12 protein-coding genes are annotated in these 17,481 nt (G+C 61.2%); 7 read left to right on the plus strand and 5 right to left on the minus strand.

Annotated elements, in window-relative coordinates; translation table 11 throughout:
• Positions 1 to 291 precede the first annotated feature (291 nt).
• Together HNP33_RS00080 and HNP33_RS00085 are read left to right on the plus strand one after the other, a co-directional pair.
• On the plus strand, positions 292 to 2,136 hold the full coding sequence (locus HNP33_RS00080) for an ABC transporter ATP-binding protein (RefSeq protein WP_184704019.1): 1,845 nt from the start codon (positions 292 to 294) through the stop codon (positions 2,134 to 2,136).
• Positions 2,137 to 2,476: 340 nt separating this feature from the next.
• Entirely contained in the window at positions 2,477 to 2,797 is a 321-nt protein-coding gene (locus HNP33_RS00085; protein ID WP_184704021.1) for a DUF4148 domain-containing protein, read from the plus strand.
• Between the two features lie 533 nt (positions 2,798 to 3,330).
• Here the strand turns inward: HNP33_RS00085 and HNP33_RS21155 are convergent.
• On the minus strand, positions 3,331 to 3,924 hold the full coding sequence (locus tag HNP33_RS21155) for a DUF3617 domain-containing protein (RefSeq protein WP_184704023.1): 594 nt from the start codon (positions 3,922 to 3,924) through the stop codon (positions 3,331 to 3,333).
• A gap of 239 nt (positions 3,925 to 4,163) precedes the next feature.
• On the opposite strand from HNP33_RS21155, the gene sbcD reads away from it, so the two are divergent.
• The 5 genes from sbcD to HNP33_RS00115 all read left to right on the plus strand — a co-directional run bounded on the left by sbcD (position 4,164) and on the right by HNP33_RS00115 (position 13,920).
• Positions 4,164 to 5,405 carry an exonuclease subunit SbcD gene (sbcD, locus tag HNP33_RS00095; protein WP_184704024.1) on the plus strand — a complete coding sequence of 414 codons (1,242 nt, stop codon included), beginning with the start codon at positions 4,164 to 4,166 and terminating at the stop codon, positions 5,403 to 5,405.
• The gene (locus tag HNP33_RS00100) at positions 5,402 to 8,836 is read left to right on the plus strand and encodes an AAA family ATPase (protein ID WP_184704025.1); all 3,435 of its coding nucleotides are present in this window, start codon (positions 5,402 to 5,404) and stop codon (positions 8,834 to 8,836) included. The genes sbcD and HNP33_RS00100 overlap by 4 nt, the downstream gene beginning before the upstream one ends.
• Before the next feature lie 237 nt (positions 8,837 to 9,073).
• A complete protein-coding gene (locus HNP33_RS00105; RefSeq protein ID WP_184704026.1) occupies positions 9,074 to 10,870 on the plus strand; it encodes an NAD(P)/FAD-dependent oxidoreductase in 1,797 nt (598 codons plus the stop codon).
• Positions 10,871 to 11,498: 628 nt separating this feature from the next.
• Complete coding sequence (locus HNP33_RS00110) at positions 11,499 to 13,079, plus strand: Ig-like domain-containing protein (protein ID WP_184704027.1); 1,581 nt, start codon at positions 11,499 to 11,501, stop codon at positions 13,077 to 13,079.
• A gap of 283 nt (positions 13,080 to 13,362) precedes the next feature.
• Positions 13,363 to 13,920, plus strand: a complete 558-nt coding sequence (locus HNP33_RS00115) for a hypothetical protein (RefSeq protein ID WP_184704028.1) — start codon at positions 13,363 to 13,365, stop codon at positions 13,918 to 13,920.
• Between the two features lie 45 nt (positions 13,921 to 13,965).
• Here the strand turns inward: HNP33_RS00115 and HNP33_RS00120 are convergent, their stop codons facing one another.
• The 4 genes from HNP33_RS00120 to pyrC form a co-directional block, all read right to left on the minus strand.
• Positions 13,966 to 14,331 carry a YXWGXW repeat-containing protein gene (locus HNP33_RS00120; RefSeq protein WP_184704029.1) on the minus strand — a complete coding sequence of 122 codons (366 nt, stop codon included), beginning with the start codon at positions 14,329 to 14,331 and terminating at the stop codon, positions 13,966 to 13,968.
• 216 nt (positions 14,332 to 14,547) lie between these two features.
• The gene (gene htpX, locus HNP33_RS00125) at positions 14,548 to 15,426 is read right to left on the minus strand and encodes a protease HtpX (RefSeq protein WP_184704030.1); all 879 of its coding nucleotides are present in this window, start codon (positions 15,424 to 15,426) and stop codon (positions 14,548 to 14,550) included.
• Between the two features lie 105 nt (positions 15,427 to 15,531).
• A complete protein-coding gene (locus HNP33_RS00130) occupies positions 15,532 to 16,275 on the minus strand; it encodes a DUF3025 domain-containing protein (protein WP_184704704.1) in 744 nt (247 codons plus the stop codon).
• A 96-nt stretch (positions 16,276 to 16,371) separates the two neighbouring features.
• Entirely contained in the window at positions 16,372 to 17,418 is a 1,047-nt protein-coding gene (pyrC, locus tag HNP33_RS00135) for a dihydroorotase (RefSeq protein WP_184704031.1), read from the minus strand.
• Positions 17,419 to 17,481: the final 63 nt, after the last annotated feature.

The raw sequence follows: 17,481 nt of genomic DNA on the forward strand, positions 1-17,481 counted from the left end.
CATCCCTATGGCTTTTCACAAATCTATAAATTGACGCACTGCAGCAAACACCGACAACCCCAAAAAACATTCCGTCATCCAAGGGCTATCCCATGAGCGCCCCCCGTCTTGCCACAGGCCCGCTAGACTCGGCGAACCGGGCCTGTTCCCGCTTTTCCCATTTCACCATCAGCCGCTTGCACACAGCGGCTGCGCTGGTTGTCCCGTTTGCGGCCACGGTGTCCCCACGACACCTTCTGCCTGTCGTCACTTTTCCGGCTGCATCTGGACCACATCGCAGGAGATTTGTGCATGTTTTCATGGTTTGAACGGCGTGTGCCGTCCTACCCAACGGCCGAGCCACAAGTTCCGCCCAAGGGTTTTTTCGCTTTCATGTGGGCCTGTACGCAAGGCATGCGCGGCTGGATCGGTCTGCTCACGGCCACATCGGCACTGCTGGCGGTATACGAGGCCGTGCTGTTTGCCATCATGGGCCATGTGGTCGATTGGCTGGCCACGTTCTCGCCCACCACGTTCTGGGCGGACCAGGGCCGCACGGTCATCGGTATCATCGCCATTTTGCTGGGCAGCGTGTTGCTGCTGGCGCTGCATACGCAGGTGATGCACCAGGTACTGGCCATCAACTTTCCGATGCGGCTGCGCTGGGTGTTCCACCGGCTGATGCTGGGGCAGAGCATGTCGTTCTACGCCGACGAATTTGCCGGGCGCATCACAACCAAGATCATGCAGACGGCGCTGTCCGTGCGCGAGGTGATCTTCATGATCGTCGACGTGCTGGTGGGCGTGAGCGTCTACATGATCGGCATCCTGATCCTGGCCGCGAGCTTTGAATGGCGGCTGATGATCCCGTTTGCCCTGTGGCTGGCCGCCTATATCGGCGCCTGTGTGTTCTTTGTTCCACGCCTGGGCAAGATCGGCAAGGCGCAGGCGGATGCGCGCGCGCTGATGACCGGCCGCGTGACCGATGCCTACACCAACATCGCCACCGTCAAGCTGTTTGCCCACACCCGGCGCGAGGCTGAATACGCCCGCAGTGCCATGGATGCCTTCAAGCAGACGGGCCATGCGCAGATGCGCCTGGTGAGCCTGTTCGAGATCACCAACCACCTGATGATCACCCTGCTGCTGCTGGGCTCTGCCGGTACAGCGCTGTACCTGTGGACCAATGGCCAGGCCACGGCCGGTGTCGTGGCGGCGGTGATCGCCATGGCGCTGCGCCTGATGGGTTACTCGCACTGGGTGATGTGGCAGATGACCGGGCTGTTCGAGAACGTCGGAACCATCCAGGACGGCATCAACACCCTGACCAAGCCGCGCACCATCGTGGACGCGCAGGACGCCAAGCCACTGGCGGTGAGCCGCGGCGAGATCATCTTCGACAACGTGAGCTTTGCGTACAAGGATGCGGGCCGTCCGGTGATCGATCACCTCAACCTCACCATCCGCCCGGGCGAGCGCATTGGCCTGATCGGGCGCTCGGGCGCTGGCAAGTCGACCCTGGTCAACCTGCTGCTGCGCTTTCACGATGTGGCGGGCGGCCAGATCCGCATCGACGGCCAGGACATCGCCCATGTCACCCAGGACAGCCTGCGGGGCAACATCGGCATGGTGACGCAGGACACTTCGCTGCTGCACCGCTCCATGCGCGACAACATCCTCTACGGCCGGCCCGATGCCACCGAGGAGGAGATGCTGCGCGCTGCCGAGCGCGCCGAAGCGGCAGACTTCATTGGCAGCCTGTCCGACCGGTTTGGCCGCACGGGCTATGACGCCCAGGTTGGCGAACGCGGCGTCAAGCTCTCGGGCGGCCAGCGCCAGCGCGTGGCGATTGCGCGGGTGATGCTCAAGGACGCGCCGATCCTGCTGCTGGACGAAGCCACCAGCGCCCTGGACAGCGAGGTTGAAGCCGCCATCCAGGAGAGCCTGGACAACCTGATGCACGACAAGACCGTGATTGCGATTGCGCACCGCCTGTCCACCATCGCGGCCATGGACCGCCTGATCGTGATGGACAAGGGCCAGATCGTGGAAGAAGGCACGCACCAGCAGCTGCTGGCGCATGGCGGCATCTACGCCAAGCTGTGGGCCCACCAAAGTGGCGGCTTTCTGGCCGAGCCGCTGGAAGGGCCTCTGTAAAACTGCTGCAGGCCGCTGTTGGAAGCAGCACCTGAGGTCGCTTCCTCTAATTCCTGAAACCATAGCATCCAGCGCTTACACAGCAAGCGCTGGATGCTATTTTTATTTGTCTACCGCCGATAAAGGCCACCAGGGTAGGTCATTGCGCACCAGCTTCGTCGATCAATTGATTCGATATTCGGAACAATCAATCCCATACCAAGGGGTTTATCCACGACGGTCGCAAAAATACACTGAATACATCGATCAACGAGAAGCAAACGCGGTGACACACCGCCACCCGTTGAGCGAACCGGCAGGCCATGGTGACCCGCCGGAATCTCAAAGGAATTTAAAAATGATGAACGCACGTATTTTTTCGATTGCAGGTCTCGCCGCTGTTCTGGCCACGGGTGCCGGTGTTGCACAGGCCAACCCCTTTGAAGGCGACCAGGCCATTGCACCCCGCGCCGCAGCCACCAGCAGCCTGAGCCGCGCCGAAGTGCAGGCCCAATTGGTCGACGCCCAGAAGAATGGCACGATGCTGCTCAAGGGTGACAAGCTGCAAGCCAACCCTTATGAGCAAGGCCAGGGCCTGTCACGCGGCGCAGTGATGCAAGCGGCCCATGACGCACTGATCGCAGGCAAGCTGCCTGAAGGCAACGGCTCCTTCGGCGAGTAAGAACGTGTTTACGATCTCCTCGCGCCGCGACAGTGGCTTTGCGGGATGAGATGCGAGGCGCAGTGCGCAGCCAATAGCCAGCTATTGGCAAGCGTTGCAACGACGCAGACCGCCTGCAAAACCTCTGTCCCTACGGGTTGGAGTGAAATCGGGCGGCGCTGACGCAGCCCTTCCTCCAGGCGGCCGCCATGAACCCAGCCGCCTTTTGTTCACATCAAACGCAGGTTGACGGTGGCGAGCACAGCTCGCCACCACGGCATGAAGTGCGTAGCACGGCTTGAACGTCGCAAGACAATAGGGCCGCCCAGCTCTCAGGCCGTGCTCTTGACGGCCACTGCTGCTCCCAGCAGTGGCCCTTTTTGGGCTTCTTGCCCGGCTTGCGCTACAAAATCAGAAGCAATAGCGATTAACGGACGGGGCAACAAGCCATTTTTGTTGCAAACGCTTCCGTCCTCAGTCTGCGCCCCATAAAAAAACGCAGCCACCCCGCCAGGTGGCTGCGTTTGGCCTCGCAATAGAAATCCGAAGCGGAATCAGCAGTCGCCGATGCGCTTGCTGGTCACGGTAGTCTGCATGTTCTGACCGGCCATGTCCATCTTGGTGGTCACCACGTTTTCGGTAGGCGACTTGTAATCGGCTTCGAGCACCATGCTCATCTTGCCCTCGCCACAGCTGAACGACATGGTTTCCTTGCTGCCGCTGGTCTTGATGTCGGGTGCATTGCAGCCGGGCATGTTCTTGAGCTGCGAATCAGCCAGCGCCTGCAAGGTCTTGGAAGCCATATCAGCGGTGATGCACATCTCCTGAATCAGCTTGCCGCCTTCAATACGGGCATTTTCCAGATTGGCCGCCTTCTTCTGCTCAGGCGTCATGCTCTTGAAAGCCTGCTCCATACCTGCCAGCGCCTGCTGACCCATCGGCCCGCTCATCTCGGTAGTCGCACTCCACTTGCCAGCCTGAACCTTGGCTGCGGGTGCTGCAGCCGGTGCTGGGGCTGCGGCTGGTGCGGGTGCTGCTGCAGGAGCAGGGGCAGCTGCATTGCCAGCCTCTTCCTTCTTGCCGCAACCCACCAGGCCGGCACCGGCCACCACGGCAGCCACTGCCATCCAATTTGCAAACTTTGCCATATGCTTCTCCGTATTGCAGCGGGCGCCGTGCCCGTCAGCTGCGCATGTCACGTTGCTGCCCCCCATGGGCGCAATCATGGTGCGGCGGATTATAGAACCCGCCATCTTCATAGAACGAATCAATTGAAAGCCTAACTTCAATGACACCATTGTTATTATTTGTATGCTTTCCCGCCGGGCTATCCCTGACAGCACAGCCCCAGCCACTACGATAGGTGGTTGTTCCCGCCAATCTCCACATGCGCATCCTCCACACCTCCGACTGGCATCTGGGCCAACATTTCATGGGCCAGAGCCGCCAGGCCGAACACCGGGCGCTGATTGCCTGGCTGGTGGCACAGGTCGATGCCCAGGGGGTCGATGCCGTGCTGATTGCCGGTGATATCTTCGACACCGGCGCGCCGCCCAGCTATGCCCGTGAGCTGTACAACCAGTTGATCGCCCGGCTGCACCAGGCAGGGGTTGCCCTGCTGGTGCTGGGAGGCAACCATGATTCGGTCAGCGTGCTCGATGAAAGCCGCGACCTGCTGCGTCATCTGGGCACCCAGGTGATTGCCGCGACAGGCGCGCCACCACAGCATGCCATCACCCTGCCGCTGCGCCGCTCTGGCGATCCCGGCTGCATCGTCTGCGCCCTGCCCTTCATTCGCGCCCGCGATGTGCAGCAAAGCCTGGCCGGACAAAGCGCGCTCGACAAGCAGCTGGCCCTGCAGGCCGCCATTCAGTCTACCTACCAGCAGGTCTACGAGGCGGCGCTCACCCAGCAGGCAGCGCTGCTGCATTCCCTGGGCCGCAAGCTGCCCATCATCGCCACCGGGCATCTCACCACCGTAGGCGCCAGCAGCAGCGAATCGGTGCGAGAGATCTATGTGGGCTCGCTGGAGGCCTTTCCTACCAACGCCTTTCCGCCTGCCGACTACATTGCGCTCGGCCATATCCACCAGCCGCAGAAAGTGGGCGGGCTGGAACACATCCGCTATAGCGGCTCACCCATTGCGCTCGGCTTTGACGAAGCGCGACAGACCAAACAGGTGCTGCTGGTCGACGTGGGCGAAGCCGGCCTGCAGGCCGTCACACCGCTGCCGATTCCGGCGTTCCAGGCGCTGGCCACCATCCGCTGCAATCTGGCAGCATTGCCAGGCGCACTCCAGGATATTGCATCGCGTGCAGACGCACAGCGCGCCACCTGGGTGGATATCACCATAGAAGAAGACGACTACCTCGCCGACCTGCCCGCCCGTGTAGAGGCCCTGGCCGATGGACTGCCCGTGCGGGTGCTGCGCATCAAGCGCCAGCGCGGCACGGCTGCGGCGCAGTTGCAAAGCGCCGCCATGGAATCGCTGGGCGACCTCACTGCGCAGGAAGTATTTGCACGCCGCCTGGCGCAGGAAACGCTGGATCCACCCTTGCAGCAGGCCCTCACCGAGCGCTACCAGGAAATCGTGCGCACGGTCACCGCCACGGAGGGAGACGCAGCATGAAAATCCTCAGGCTCCGCCTCAAGAACCTCAATTCGCTCAAAGGCGATTGGGACATCGACTTCACCGCCGCGCCGTTTGCCGACAACAGCCTGTTTGCCATCACCGGCCCCACGGGGGCGGGCAAATCCACCCTGCTCGACGCAATCTGCCTGGCGCTCTACCACCAGACACCGCGCCTGTCCGCCATCAGCGCCAGCAACAATGACCTGATGACGCGCCACACTGCGGCTTGCGAGGCAGAGGTGGAATTCGAAGTCAAAGGCGTGCGCTACCGTGCCTTCTGGAGCCAGCGCCGCGCCCGCGACAAGGCCAGCGGTGCGCTCCAGGCACCACGGGTCGAGCTCGCGCGCGTGGCGGACGGCCACATCCTCAGCACCCAGAGTGCAGACAAGCTCCGGCAGATCGCCCAGATCACCGGGCTGGACTTTGAACGCTTCACCAGATCGATGCTGCTGGCCCAGGGCGGTTTCGCCAAGTTCCTGGAAGCCAGCGCCAATGAACGCGCCGAACTGCTCGAAGAGCTGACCGGCACCGACATCTACAGCCAGATCTCGCAGGCCGTGTTCGAGCGCGCGCGCCAAGCGCGCCAGGCACTGGATCAAAGCAAGGCCCATGCAGGCGGCATGCAACTGCTGCCGGAAGACGAGCGCGCCCAGTTGGAAGCGCACGCTGCACAACTGCAAACCACCCTGGGCGAGCTCCACACGCGCCACGCCGCCTTGCAGGCCCTGCAGCACTGGCACGCCCAGACCTCGCAAGCTGCCCACGCACAGACCCAGGCCAACCAGGCCCTGTTTCAGGCCCAACAAGCGCTGCAGGCTGCAGCACCTGATTTGCAGCGCCTGCAAGCTAATGGCCCGGCGCAAACCATTGCGCCGCTGCATGCGCGCTGGCAACAGGCACAGGCCGCCAGTGCGGCGGGCCACACCCAGCAGCAGCAACTGCACGCCGCACTGAACGAGGCCCGCAGCCTGCGGTGGCATATCCACCAGCAAGCCAGCCACCTGGCCACACAATTACTACAAAAAGAAGAGCAACAACTACAGCAACTGCAGGCGCAGCATACCGATACCAACCAATGGCTGCATAGCCATGCAGCCCACGCGCAGCTGGGCGAACACCTCAGCGGCTGGCGCGAACAACTCGAACAGCGCCAGCAGCACCTGCAACAGCTGCAGCGTGAACAAGGTGAGCTGCAACATGCACGGCAGCAGGGCCAGGCCCTGCAGCAGCAAGCCACGGATCAGGCTGCCGTGCTGGAGCGGGCCCAGGCGGCCCTGCAGCAGGCAGAAGCCGCAGCGCACGATGCCGCACAGGTGCAGCAAGCCCGGCTCGCGGCCCATGGCGACAGCCTGACACAGCTGCGCACGGCCTGGCAGGCTGCCCAGCAGCACCTGCAAGCCTGGCAACAGCTGCAGCACCATGCCAGCCAGCGCGAGCCGCTGGCCCAGCAACAGTTGCAGCTCACAGCAGAGCTGGATGCCTGCTCTGCCCAGGTGCAACAGCAGCAGGCCGCCCTTGGCGCGATGCGCAGCCAGTACAAGGCGCAGAAAGAGCGGGTGGCCGACAAGCAAATGCTGCTGGCCCAGGAAGAACGCATCCAAAGCCTGGAAGCCCACCGCCATGCATTGCAGCCCGGCCAGCCCTGCCCGCTGTGCGGATCGCAGGAGCATCCGGCCCTGTCGGCATACGCGGCGCTGGACATCTCTGCCACCGCAGTTGCGCTGCAGCGCGCGCAGGCAGAGCTCGAAGCACTGCAGCACCAGGGAGAGCAACTGAATGCAGGGCACGCAGCGAGCCTCAGCCAGCAGGCCAGCCTGCACAGCCAGCTCGAAGGCCTTGCCGCACGCACTGCCCAGTGGAACAACCAGTGGGAGCAACTGCGCCAATCTACTGCGGGCGAATTGCCGCCAGACGCCTGGCAGCATCCAACGGTAATTGCGCAAGCCCACCAAACACTTGCCGAGCAAGCCCGCAGCCTGCAACAGGCACTGGCCGATGCAGAAGCTGGCGAACGCAAACTGCACAACGCCAAGGATGCTGCCCACGCAGCCACACAGGCGCAGCAAAGCGCGCAGCACCAGCATGAGCGCCTGCTGCAGGCCCAGCAGGACAATGCTGCATTGCAAACGCGGCTGGCTGCCTCGGTGCAAAGCCTGCAGGCCAGCGCCTCCGCCGCAGATGCAGCACTGCAGGCGGCCATGGCACCCTTGGGTCTGGAAGTACCCGGCGGCGCAGCCACCCCTGCCTGGCTGCAGGCACGCCAGCACGACTGGCAGCAATGGCAGCATCACAACACCCAACTGCAGACCCTGGCCCAGCAGCTGGCCCTGCAGCAGCAGCGTGCCTTTCAATGCGCCGAGGAAGCGAGGCAATGGCAGCACCGTACCGCGCAATTGCAGCCCTTGGCCGAGATTGGCTCTCCGCCAGCTGCCCTGCCCGCCACACTGGCCGATTGCACCGCTGTGCTGGAGCGCACCAACCAGCAGCAGGCCAGCCTGGAAGGCCAGGCCCAGCAAGCGCACAGCCACCTGGCGCAGCTGCAAGAGGCACAGTTACAAGCGCATGCGGCATGGAATGCAGCACTGCAAACCAGCCCCTTCAGCGATGAGGACGCTTTTGCGCAAGCCCTGTTGCCGCAGGCCGAGCAGCAACGGCTTTCCGCATGGAGCGATGCATTGCACGCTGCTGTGCAGCGCGCGGTCACCTTGGCCGATCAAGCACAGCAGCAGCACCGCCAATTGCAGGCGCAGGCTCTGACGCAGGAGACGCCGCAGGCCATTGCCGAGCAATTGCAGGCGCTGGAAGCCGAACGAACCAGTACTGCCGAACACATGGGTGCCCAACGTGCACGCCTGGCCGATGACCAGGCACGCCGCGCTGGCCAGCAGGCCTTGCTGGCACAGATTGCCGAACAAGAGCAGGACAGCGACCTGTGGCAACGGCTCGACAGCCTCATCGGCTCGGCCAAGGGCGACAAATTTCGCAAATTTGCGCAAGGGCTCACGCTCGACCACCTGCTGCTGCTTGCCAACCGCCACCTCACCCGCCTTCATGGCCGCTACCTGCTGCGCCGCAAACCCACGGGCGAGCTGGAGCTCGACATCGTGGACAGCTGGCAAGGCGATGTGGCACGCGACACACGCACGCTCTCGGGCGGCGAGGCTTTCCTCGTCAGCCTGGCCCTCGCGCTGGCGCTGTCCGATCTGGTCAGCAACAAGACCTCGATCGACTCGCTGTTCCTGGACGAAGGTTTTGGCACGCTGGACGGCGAGACGCTGGAGGTGGCGCTCTCCGCCCTGGACGCGCTGAACGCCAGTGGCAAGATGATCGGCATCATCAGCCATGTGGAAGCGCTCAAGGAACGCATCCCCGCGCAGATCCGCGTGGAAAAAGGCGCGGGGGTGGGCCACTCCAGACTGGTGATATAGCAGCCCTTCGTCCGCTGGCAGGCAGGCCAAAAGCACCCTTGACCCCAGAGAATGCAGCTTACCTCCAGGAACTGGATGAAAAAAGCCTTTTGCGCATACACATAAAGCGCTTTTTGCTACAAAAAAGCAGTATTTCATGCTGATTTTCCGAGCACACGCCAAGGCCAAGCGAGCCACCGCCGCCGCCCATGCAGGCTTTGCCGTACCATCCCCAGCCTTGCTTGATAGGTACAAGCCATGATCCGGATCGCAGAACTCAAACTCCCCCTCGCGGCGGTGCCCTACCACCCCGAGAACCACACCGAATTCCCTCCCACGGAAAAGCTCACGCAGCTGGCGAGCGAGCGCCTGGGAATTCCCGCCCAGGCCATTGCCAGCCTGCATGTGCACAAGCGCAGCTTTGACGCCCGCAAATCTGCACTGCTGGCGGTCTATATCGTCGATGTCACGTTGGCCGATGAAGCCCTGCACGCGCAGCTGCTGGCGAAATTTGCGGACGATTCGCACGTGAACCCCACCCCGGACATGGCCTGGAAGCCCGCAGGCCAGGCGCCTGCCGATCTGGCTGAGCGCCCGGTGGTGGTCGGCTTTGGCCCCTGCGGCATCTTTGCCGCCCTGGTGCTGGCGCAGATGGGATTCAAGCCCATCGTGCTGGAGCGCGGCAAGCAGGTGCGCGAGCGCACCAAGGACACCTGGGGTCTGTGGCGCAAGCGCGAGCTGACGCCCGAATCAAACGTACAGTTTGGCGAAGGCGGTGCTGGCACCTTCTCGGACGGCAAGCTCTACAGCCAGATCAAGGACCCGCGCCACCTGGGCCGCAAGGTGATGACGGAGTTTGTCGAACACGGCGCGCCGCCCGAAATTCTGTACGCCGCCCATCCGCACATCGGCACCTTCAAGCTGGTGAAGGTGGTGGAAGGCATCCGCGAGGAAATCATCCGCCTGGGCGGTGAAATCCGCTTTGAACAGCGTGTGACCGATGTGGTGATTGATGCTGCCCCTCATGGCGAAGACGTACAGCGACAGCTCACTGCCCTGCAGGTGCTGAACCAGGCCACTGGCGAGAGCTACACCCTGCCCGCCCGCCATGCCGTGATGGCGCTGGGCCACAGCTCGCGCGACACGTTCGCCATGTTCTATGAGCGCGGCGTGGCCATGGAAGCCAAACCCTTCTCGGTGGGCTTTCGCATCGAACACCCGCAAAGCGTGATCGACCGCGCGCGCTGGGGCAAAGACGCAGGCCACCCGCTGCTGGGCGCTGCCGATTACAAGCTCGTGCACCATGCCAAAAACGGCCGCGCTGTCTACAGCTTCTGCATGTGCCCCGGTGGCACCGTGGTGGCGGCCACCAGCGAACCTGAGCGCGTGGTCACCAACGGCATGAGCCAGTATTCGCGCGCAGAGCGCAATGCCAACGCGGGCATGGTCTGCGCCATTACCCCGGAAGACTACCCGCAGGATGCCGAAAGCTTTGCCTGGGCCTTTGGCGGCAAGACCTATGGCGTGGAAAAGCTACCAAAAGGTGAGCATCATCCGCTCTCTGGCATTGTGCTGCAGCGCCAATTGGAATCCAGAGCTTATGCGCTGGGGGGCCGCAACTACAGCGCGCCAGGCCAACTGGTGGGCGATTTTGTGGCAGGCAATCCATCCACTGAATTCGGAGCCGTACAGCCTTCGTACAAGCCCGGCATCAGCCTGGGCGATCTGCACCAGGCCCTGCCGGCCTATGCCATCGAAGCCATGCGCGAAGCCCTGCCCGCGTTCGGCAAGAAAATCCGCGGCTACGACATGGCAGACGCCGTGCTGACCGGCGTGGAAACGCGCACCTCTTCTCCCGTCAAGATTGGCCGGGGGGCAGATTTTCAGAGCGACAACACCCGCGGCCTCTACCCGGCCGGTGAGGGCGCCAGCTATGCGGGCGGCATCCTGTCGGCGGGCGTGGATGGCATCAAGGTCGGTGAGGCCGTGGCCTGCGACATTCTGGGCCTGCCTGTGCCTTCATCGGGCGCGCGGGGCTCCGGCGGGGCTCTGTAAAAACAGTTGCAGCAACCAGGCCGCGCGAACCCGGTGCAATGCCGGGGCGCTTTGGCGCAACCCATATGCCAGGCTTGCACGCCTTGCTCCCCCCTGTGCCCGCGCATATGCAGCCTTGCTATTGACTTGTTTTCTGATAGTTCCAGCCAACCAGCAGCTTTCATGCTCGTCGCTTCAGGCGGCGCGCCTGGGGTGCGTTGCAGGTACTGATCGCTACCTAAGCAAATACAAAAGCTGACATCGGCCCAAGTGAAGCGGGCCTGCTCGCTAAGGCACACATCAAACCATCCCGCGGCAGTCCAACGCCTTGCCGGGTTATCTCGCCTCTTGCCCTTCCATGCAATTTGCCTGACAGGCAAAGGCGTGTCTTCGCATTCAATCGCTACACGAAATAGAAGTCACTAGTTATATCTAACACAAAATTAAATTTAATGTTTTTTAGTTGTTGATCAAATAGCTCTATCGAATTTAGATCAAGTGTGTGCGAATGTACACTTAATGTGAGTAGTCACAAGCAAGGGAGCCGAGCAACATGCCCATCACAACAACTTCATCGAATGGCAAATTGAAGGAATTTATAAAATATAAATTATTTTATTTAATTGCTATTATTGTCGCAGCAACATGCATGGCAGGCGCGCCAGCCCATGCTGCGCTGGTCAATTTCTATAGCGCAACTGGCAAACTCGGGCTCTCGGTGGACGGTTGCGGCACCTCAGCCGATGAGTGCAACATCCGCGTCAACAAACCCAGTGCAACCTCCACCGTCAAGATCGCGTTCCTGATGACGGCTGGAAGCCCCGGAGCCACCTTGGCCGACAACAGCATCTCGCTGGCAGGCCAGCCCATTGCCTGGACCGAAAGCGTTCTGAGCAACGTGATCGGCATCAGCAATTACCGCGCAGACGTCACTTCTGTCGTCAAGCCCATCATTGACGCCGCTGCGGTCGGTCTGTCCAACATCGTCGTCAATGAGTCCGTCGCCACGAGCTTCCGAGTGGACGGCAGTGTGCTCGTTGTGGTGTTTGATGACCCGAGCCAGACCAAGGACTCCAGCGTCCTGCTGAACTTCGGGGCGCAATCATCTGCAGGCGATACCTTCAACGTGACACTGGCAAGTCCTATTGACCCAACCGTGCCGGGTGCCCAATTGGATATGGGGTTGGGAATTTCCTTCGGCTATCAGGAAAATTCCACAAACCAGAACAGCATGGTGCAAATCAATGGCCAGACCCTCACCTCTTCTGCAGGAGGTGATGACGATGGCGAGCATGCCAATGGCGCACTGCTCACGGTGGGCGGAATCGGCGACAGCAATGACAACCCTGCAGATCCGCTCGCATTGGCAACCAATGCCCGCTCCGACGACGAACTGTATTCGTTGCTGCCGTTCCTCACCTCCAGCACGACGGCCATCTCTACCTACACCGTCAACGCGTCCTCGGACGACAACATCTTCTTTGCCTACTTCCAAAGCTCAACCCCGGCGATCATTGGTTCGGGCATCCTGCTGAGCCAGCTGGTGGACACCCACACAGTGGGTGCTACCCATGATGTGCAAGCCGTCATCACCGACACCAATGGCGTCCCTCAACCCAATATCAGCGTCACCTTCACGGTCACCTCCGGCCCCAATGCCGGCCAAACCTTTACCGCAAATACCGACGCCAATGGGAAAGCCAACTTCAGCTACCAGGGAACCGGTGGTGTAGGCAGCGACGCGATCGAGGCATCTTTTGTTTCTTCCAACAATACGATTACCTCCAACGTGCTGAATGTCACCTGGACCGCTCCAGTGCTGCAGATTGCTCTGAGCCAGACCGTGGACACACATGCTGTGGGCACTTCTCATGAAGTACAGGCAGTCATTACCGATGCCAATGGCACACCGCAGCCCAACATCAGCGTCACCTTCACGGTCACCTCCGGCCCCAATGCCGGCCAGACCTTTACGGCAAATACCGACGCCAATGGGAAAGCAAACTTCAGCTACCTGGGCAACGGCGGCGTTGGCAGTGATGCCATAGAGGCATCCTTTGTATCGTCAAACAATACGATCACCTCCAACGTGCTGAATGTCTCCTGGACTGCTCCGGTGATCAAGACACCAGCGCCAGTTCCCGGCCTCGGAGGTTTTGCGCTGCTGCTCACGGCCCTCATCATGGGTCTCGTGGGGGCGTTGATGAGCCGCCGCCACCCCGCACGGTAAAAGCGCCGCCAATATCAATGCAGCAGCTTTCTCTGAGAGAAATCGTGTAGAGATTTAATAATATGAAAAAAGCCACCTTCGGGTGGCTTTTTTATTGAATGCTACGCGCTTGCAAGTTGCGGATTTTCTACTTATTAATCTCGCGCAAACAGGCTTAAGAATTCCTTAAAAAAACTGCTTTTTACACTATCGCAGCCTTTGCACCACAAATATTGACCACCCTTCGCAGGCCCATCCTACAATTTTGGATTGTTCTGACTGAAGATATTGCTGAAGGTTTTTCATGGCTGGCTCCATCCTACGCACGTTGAACTCCTGCCTGGGCGCAGCGCTCCTGTGTGCACTCTCCAATATGGCCTGCGCCGCCGATACAGACAGCCTCAGCGCCGGCGGTGGCTCTGCATTGTCTGGGTGGACATTTGGCTACGCGCCTTATACCTACCACTTCTCTGACGCCAAAAAAGAGCACGATTACGAGCCCGATGACGAGAAACACAAATATGTGTGGTTGGTCAATGCCGAAAAACAGCTCGATGAGCGCCAGGTCGCAGGTTTTGCATATTTCAGCAATTCATTTGGCCAACCCAGCCAATATGCCTATTACGGCTGGCAATTCAGACCCCTGTCTGGCACGCCACAGCTGTTTTTCAAGCTGACGGGCGGCGTGATTCACGGCTACAAATACCCGTACCACAAGAAAATCCCGCTCAACAACAAGAACGGCTGGGGCCTCACAGCCATTCCCGCGCTGGGCTGGAACTTCGACGAACACTGGGGCGGCCAGCTTAATCTGTTGGGCAAGTCTGCACTGATGTTTCAGCTGAACTACTCGATCCGCTGACCACCTCTGGCTGAGGTCTTTTTGATGGTCTGGGTTTGCAAAGGCTCAGCGTCGTTCCCAATGTCCGCCGCGCGCCTGCCAGCCACGTGGGCCACGCACCCATTCGCGGGGTACCCAATGGTCACCACGGTGCGGCGGCGTGGCCCACCTGCCCTCGCGCCACACATAGCGCCCCCCACTCCAATCCCAAAAGCCTCCAATCCAGATCTGGGTGGCCACCGGCGCTACCGCCACGGGCACTGGCTCATACTGCATGGGCGGAGGCGCCTCGGGAGAGATAACCACAGCTCCGGCATTGCCGTAGTAATGCGGCTCGGCAGGCGCCACGACACAGCCGGTCATCAACGTGGCGGCCGCCAGGGCTCCGGCGCAGAGCGCCGCCGAGCGCCAGGGGGTAAGGGTGTGCGACATGGTGCACCTTCAGTCATTGCGATGAAGCCTATTACAAAAAGCCCGCCTTAACGCTGCGTGAGCCGCGCGTAAACCCTTGGTAAAAGCCGCAGCCTACAGACCGGCACCAGTGTCCACATCGCTCTTGCGCACAGCCATTCATCATGAGCAGATGCTACGGCGCCATAAAAAAAGCACTGCCTTGGCAGTGCTTTTGAGAAAGAGCTGGCGAGCAGCTTATTGCGCCTGGCTGTTTTGCAGTGCGGCAACACGCTCCTCAATAGGAGGGTGCGAGCTGAACAGCTTGCCCAGGCCGCCGGTAATACCCATGGCCTGCATGCTTTGAGGCAGTACACCGGGCTGCATACCGCCCAGACGGTACAGCGCGTTGATCATCGGCTGCTTGCGGCCCATCAGTTGGGCCGCGCCGGCGTCCGCGCGGAACTCCCGCTGGCGCGAGAACCAGGCCACGATGATGGCAGCCAGGAAGCCAAACACGATGTCCAGCACGATGGTGGTGATCATGTAGCCAATGCCGGGGCCGGAGCTTTCTTCGTCGTTGCGGCGCAAGAAGGAGTCAACCGCATAGCCGATGACACGGGAGAGGAAGACTACGAAGGTATTCATCACGCCCTGAATCAGCGCCATGGTCACCATATCGCCATTGGCAACGTGAGCCACCTCGTGGCCGATCACAGCTTCGATTTCTTCGCGCGTCATGCCCTGCAGCAGCCCGGTGGAGACCGCCACCAGCGCGGAGTTCTTGAATGCACCCGTGGCAAAGGCGTTGGGCTCGCCTTCGTAGATACCGACCTCAGGCATGTTGATGCCTGCTGTGTCGGCAAAACGGCGCACGGTTTCCACAATCCAGGCTTCGTCCGCATTGGCAGGTTGGTTGATGATCTTGACGCCCATGCTCATCTTGGCAATGGGCTTGCTCATCAGCAGCGAGATGATGGCACCGCCAAAGCCCATGATGAAGGCAAAGCCCAACAGGGCGCCCAGGTTCAAGCCGTTGGCCGTGAGGTAACGGTTGACGCCCAGCAGGCTGGCAACAATACCCAGCACCACCACGACGGCGACGTTGGTCAGCAAAAATAGAAAAATTCGTTTCATTGAGGGGTTTCTCCAATATGGGGAACGCACTGATCGCTAATTGAGGCAAAGTTTCGGTAATTCAAGACCTTACCCGCCTTTTTCTGACATCGACTGGTGTTGTTATCAAGGTTTTGGCAGTCGTGCCGCGCGAAATACGCAAGAGTCATCGTAGAAGGAAAAGTTCTCGCTTTCCTGGCTCCACCCTGGAACACCTAACACTGGCAGTGGTGTAAATGGTTTGGTCGCGAGCGGCGCTGCGTCCAGGGCTTGTGCGATGGCTGTGTCGATATTGTCCCCCAAGCCTGCGGCAAACGGGTGGCAAAAAACATGTGCGGTGATTGGTTTTCTCGGCTGGGTCAGTTTTTCAAGCAGCGCGTGGCCCGTCAGAACCAGTTGCGCATCGCACCACAGCGGCCGCAGTTCCACGAAGAGGCGTCGCCACTGGCGCGCCTGCAGCGCCTGCCACAGCGGCTCCGGGGCCAGCAATACAGCGCCGTTTTCGTCAAACAGGGTGAGCGCATCGCGCAATGCGCCGCGCTGCGCGCCTACGCCCTGCTGTGCAATGGCCTGCGCCTGCCAGGCATTGAGCCGTGCCTTGGTGCGAGGAAAGCGCTGCCAGACAAGACCATTGAGCGCGTCGTGCAGGTGCTCGCGGGTAGGCACGCAGCCGGTGCGGGCAATGTAGGCTTCGTAGGCCTCGCCATCGGGCAGATCGGTCTGCGGCACAAAACGCCGGCCGCAGTCTCCCACCTGGTTGAGCACGTCCGCTACCCGGTTTTCCGGGTTGGCAGACAGCATTTGCACACGCGAAGCCAAGCCACGGTATGGCGCCAGCCAGGGAGCACTCCAGTCCAGAGCCGACCAGATGGACTGCACTGCCGGATTCAAAGCGCTCTGAGGATAAACAGGCCGCCAAGGCACGGCTGGCAAGCGCAGAAACTCATCTTTTAGTAGTGAACTGCCTCAGGCAGTCACGAGCTTCCAGGGCAAGGCTTCGCCCGAGCGCAGGGGCTTGAGCTCTGCTTCGCCAAACGCAAAGGCCTCGGGTGGCGTCCAGCTCTGGCGTGCCAGGGTGATGCGGTCCGTGTTGCGCGGCAGGTTGTAGAAGTCGGGGCCGTAAAAGCTGGCAAAGCCTTCGAGCTTGTCGAGCGCACCCGCATTGTCAAACACCTCGGCATACATCTCGATGGCAGCGTGCGCGGTGTAGCAACCGGCGCAACCAGTGGCAGCCTCCTTCAGCTGCGCGGCATGCGGCGCGCTGTCGGTACCCAGGAAAAACTTCGGACTGCCACTGGTGGCTGCCTTCACGAGCGCCTGGCGGTGCACCTCGCGCTTCAAGACCGGCAGGCAGTAGTAATGCGGGCGAATGCCTCCGGTAAAGATGGCATTGCGGTTGTAGAGCAGGTGCTGCGCGGTGATGGTGGCGCCGGTGTGGCTGTCGCTGTCCTCCACGTACTGCGCAGCTTCCTTGGTGGTGATGTGTTCGAAAACGATTTTCAGCTCCGGGAAATCGCGGCGCAGCGGGATCATGTGCTGATCGATGAAGGCCGCTTCTCGGTCGAACAGGTCGATGTCGCTGCTCGTGACTTCACCATGCACAAGCAGCAGCATGCCTGCGCGCTGCATGGCTTCGAGCGTGGGGTAGATCTTGCGGATATCGGTCACGCCATGGTCGCTGTTGGTGGTGGCGCCGGCCGGGTAGAGCTTGCAGGCCACCACGCCTGCCGCCTTGGCGCGCGCAATCTCTTCGGGCGCCAGATTGTCCGTCAGGTACAGCGTCATCAGCGGCTCGAACGACAGCCCTTGCGGCACCGCCGCGAGGATGCGCTCCTTGTACGCCTGCGCCAAAGCGGCCGTGGTGACCGGCGGCTTGAGGTTGGGCATGACGATGGCGCGTGCAAACTGCTGCGCCGCGTGCGGCACGGTGGTGGCCAGGGCCGCGCCATCACGCAGGTGGATATGCCAGTCGTCCGGGCGGGTCAAGGAGAGGGTGGGGTGTGCGGTGCTCATCCCGACATTGTCGCATCGGTCATATCCCGGTCACATGCAAACCAGAGCATCGCACCTGAATGC

Source organism: Comamonas odontotermitis, from assembly GCF_014207855.1.
GTDB lineage: Bacteria > Pseudomonadota > Gammaproteobacteria > Burkholderiales > Burkholderiaceae_C > Comamonas > Comamonas odontotermitis_A.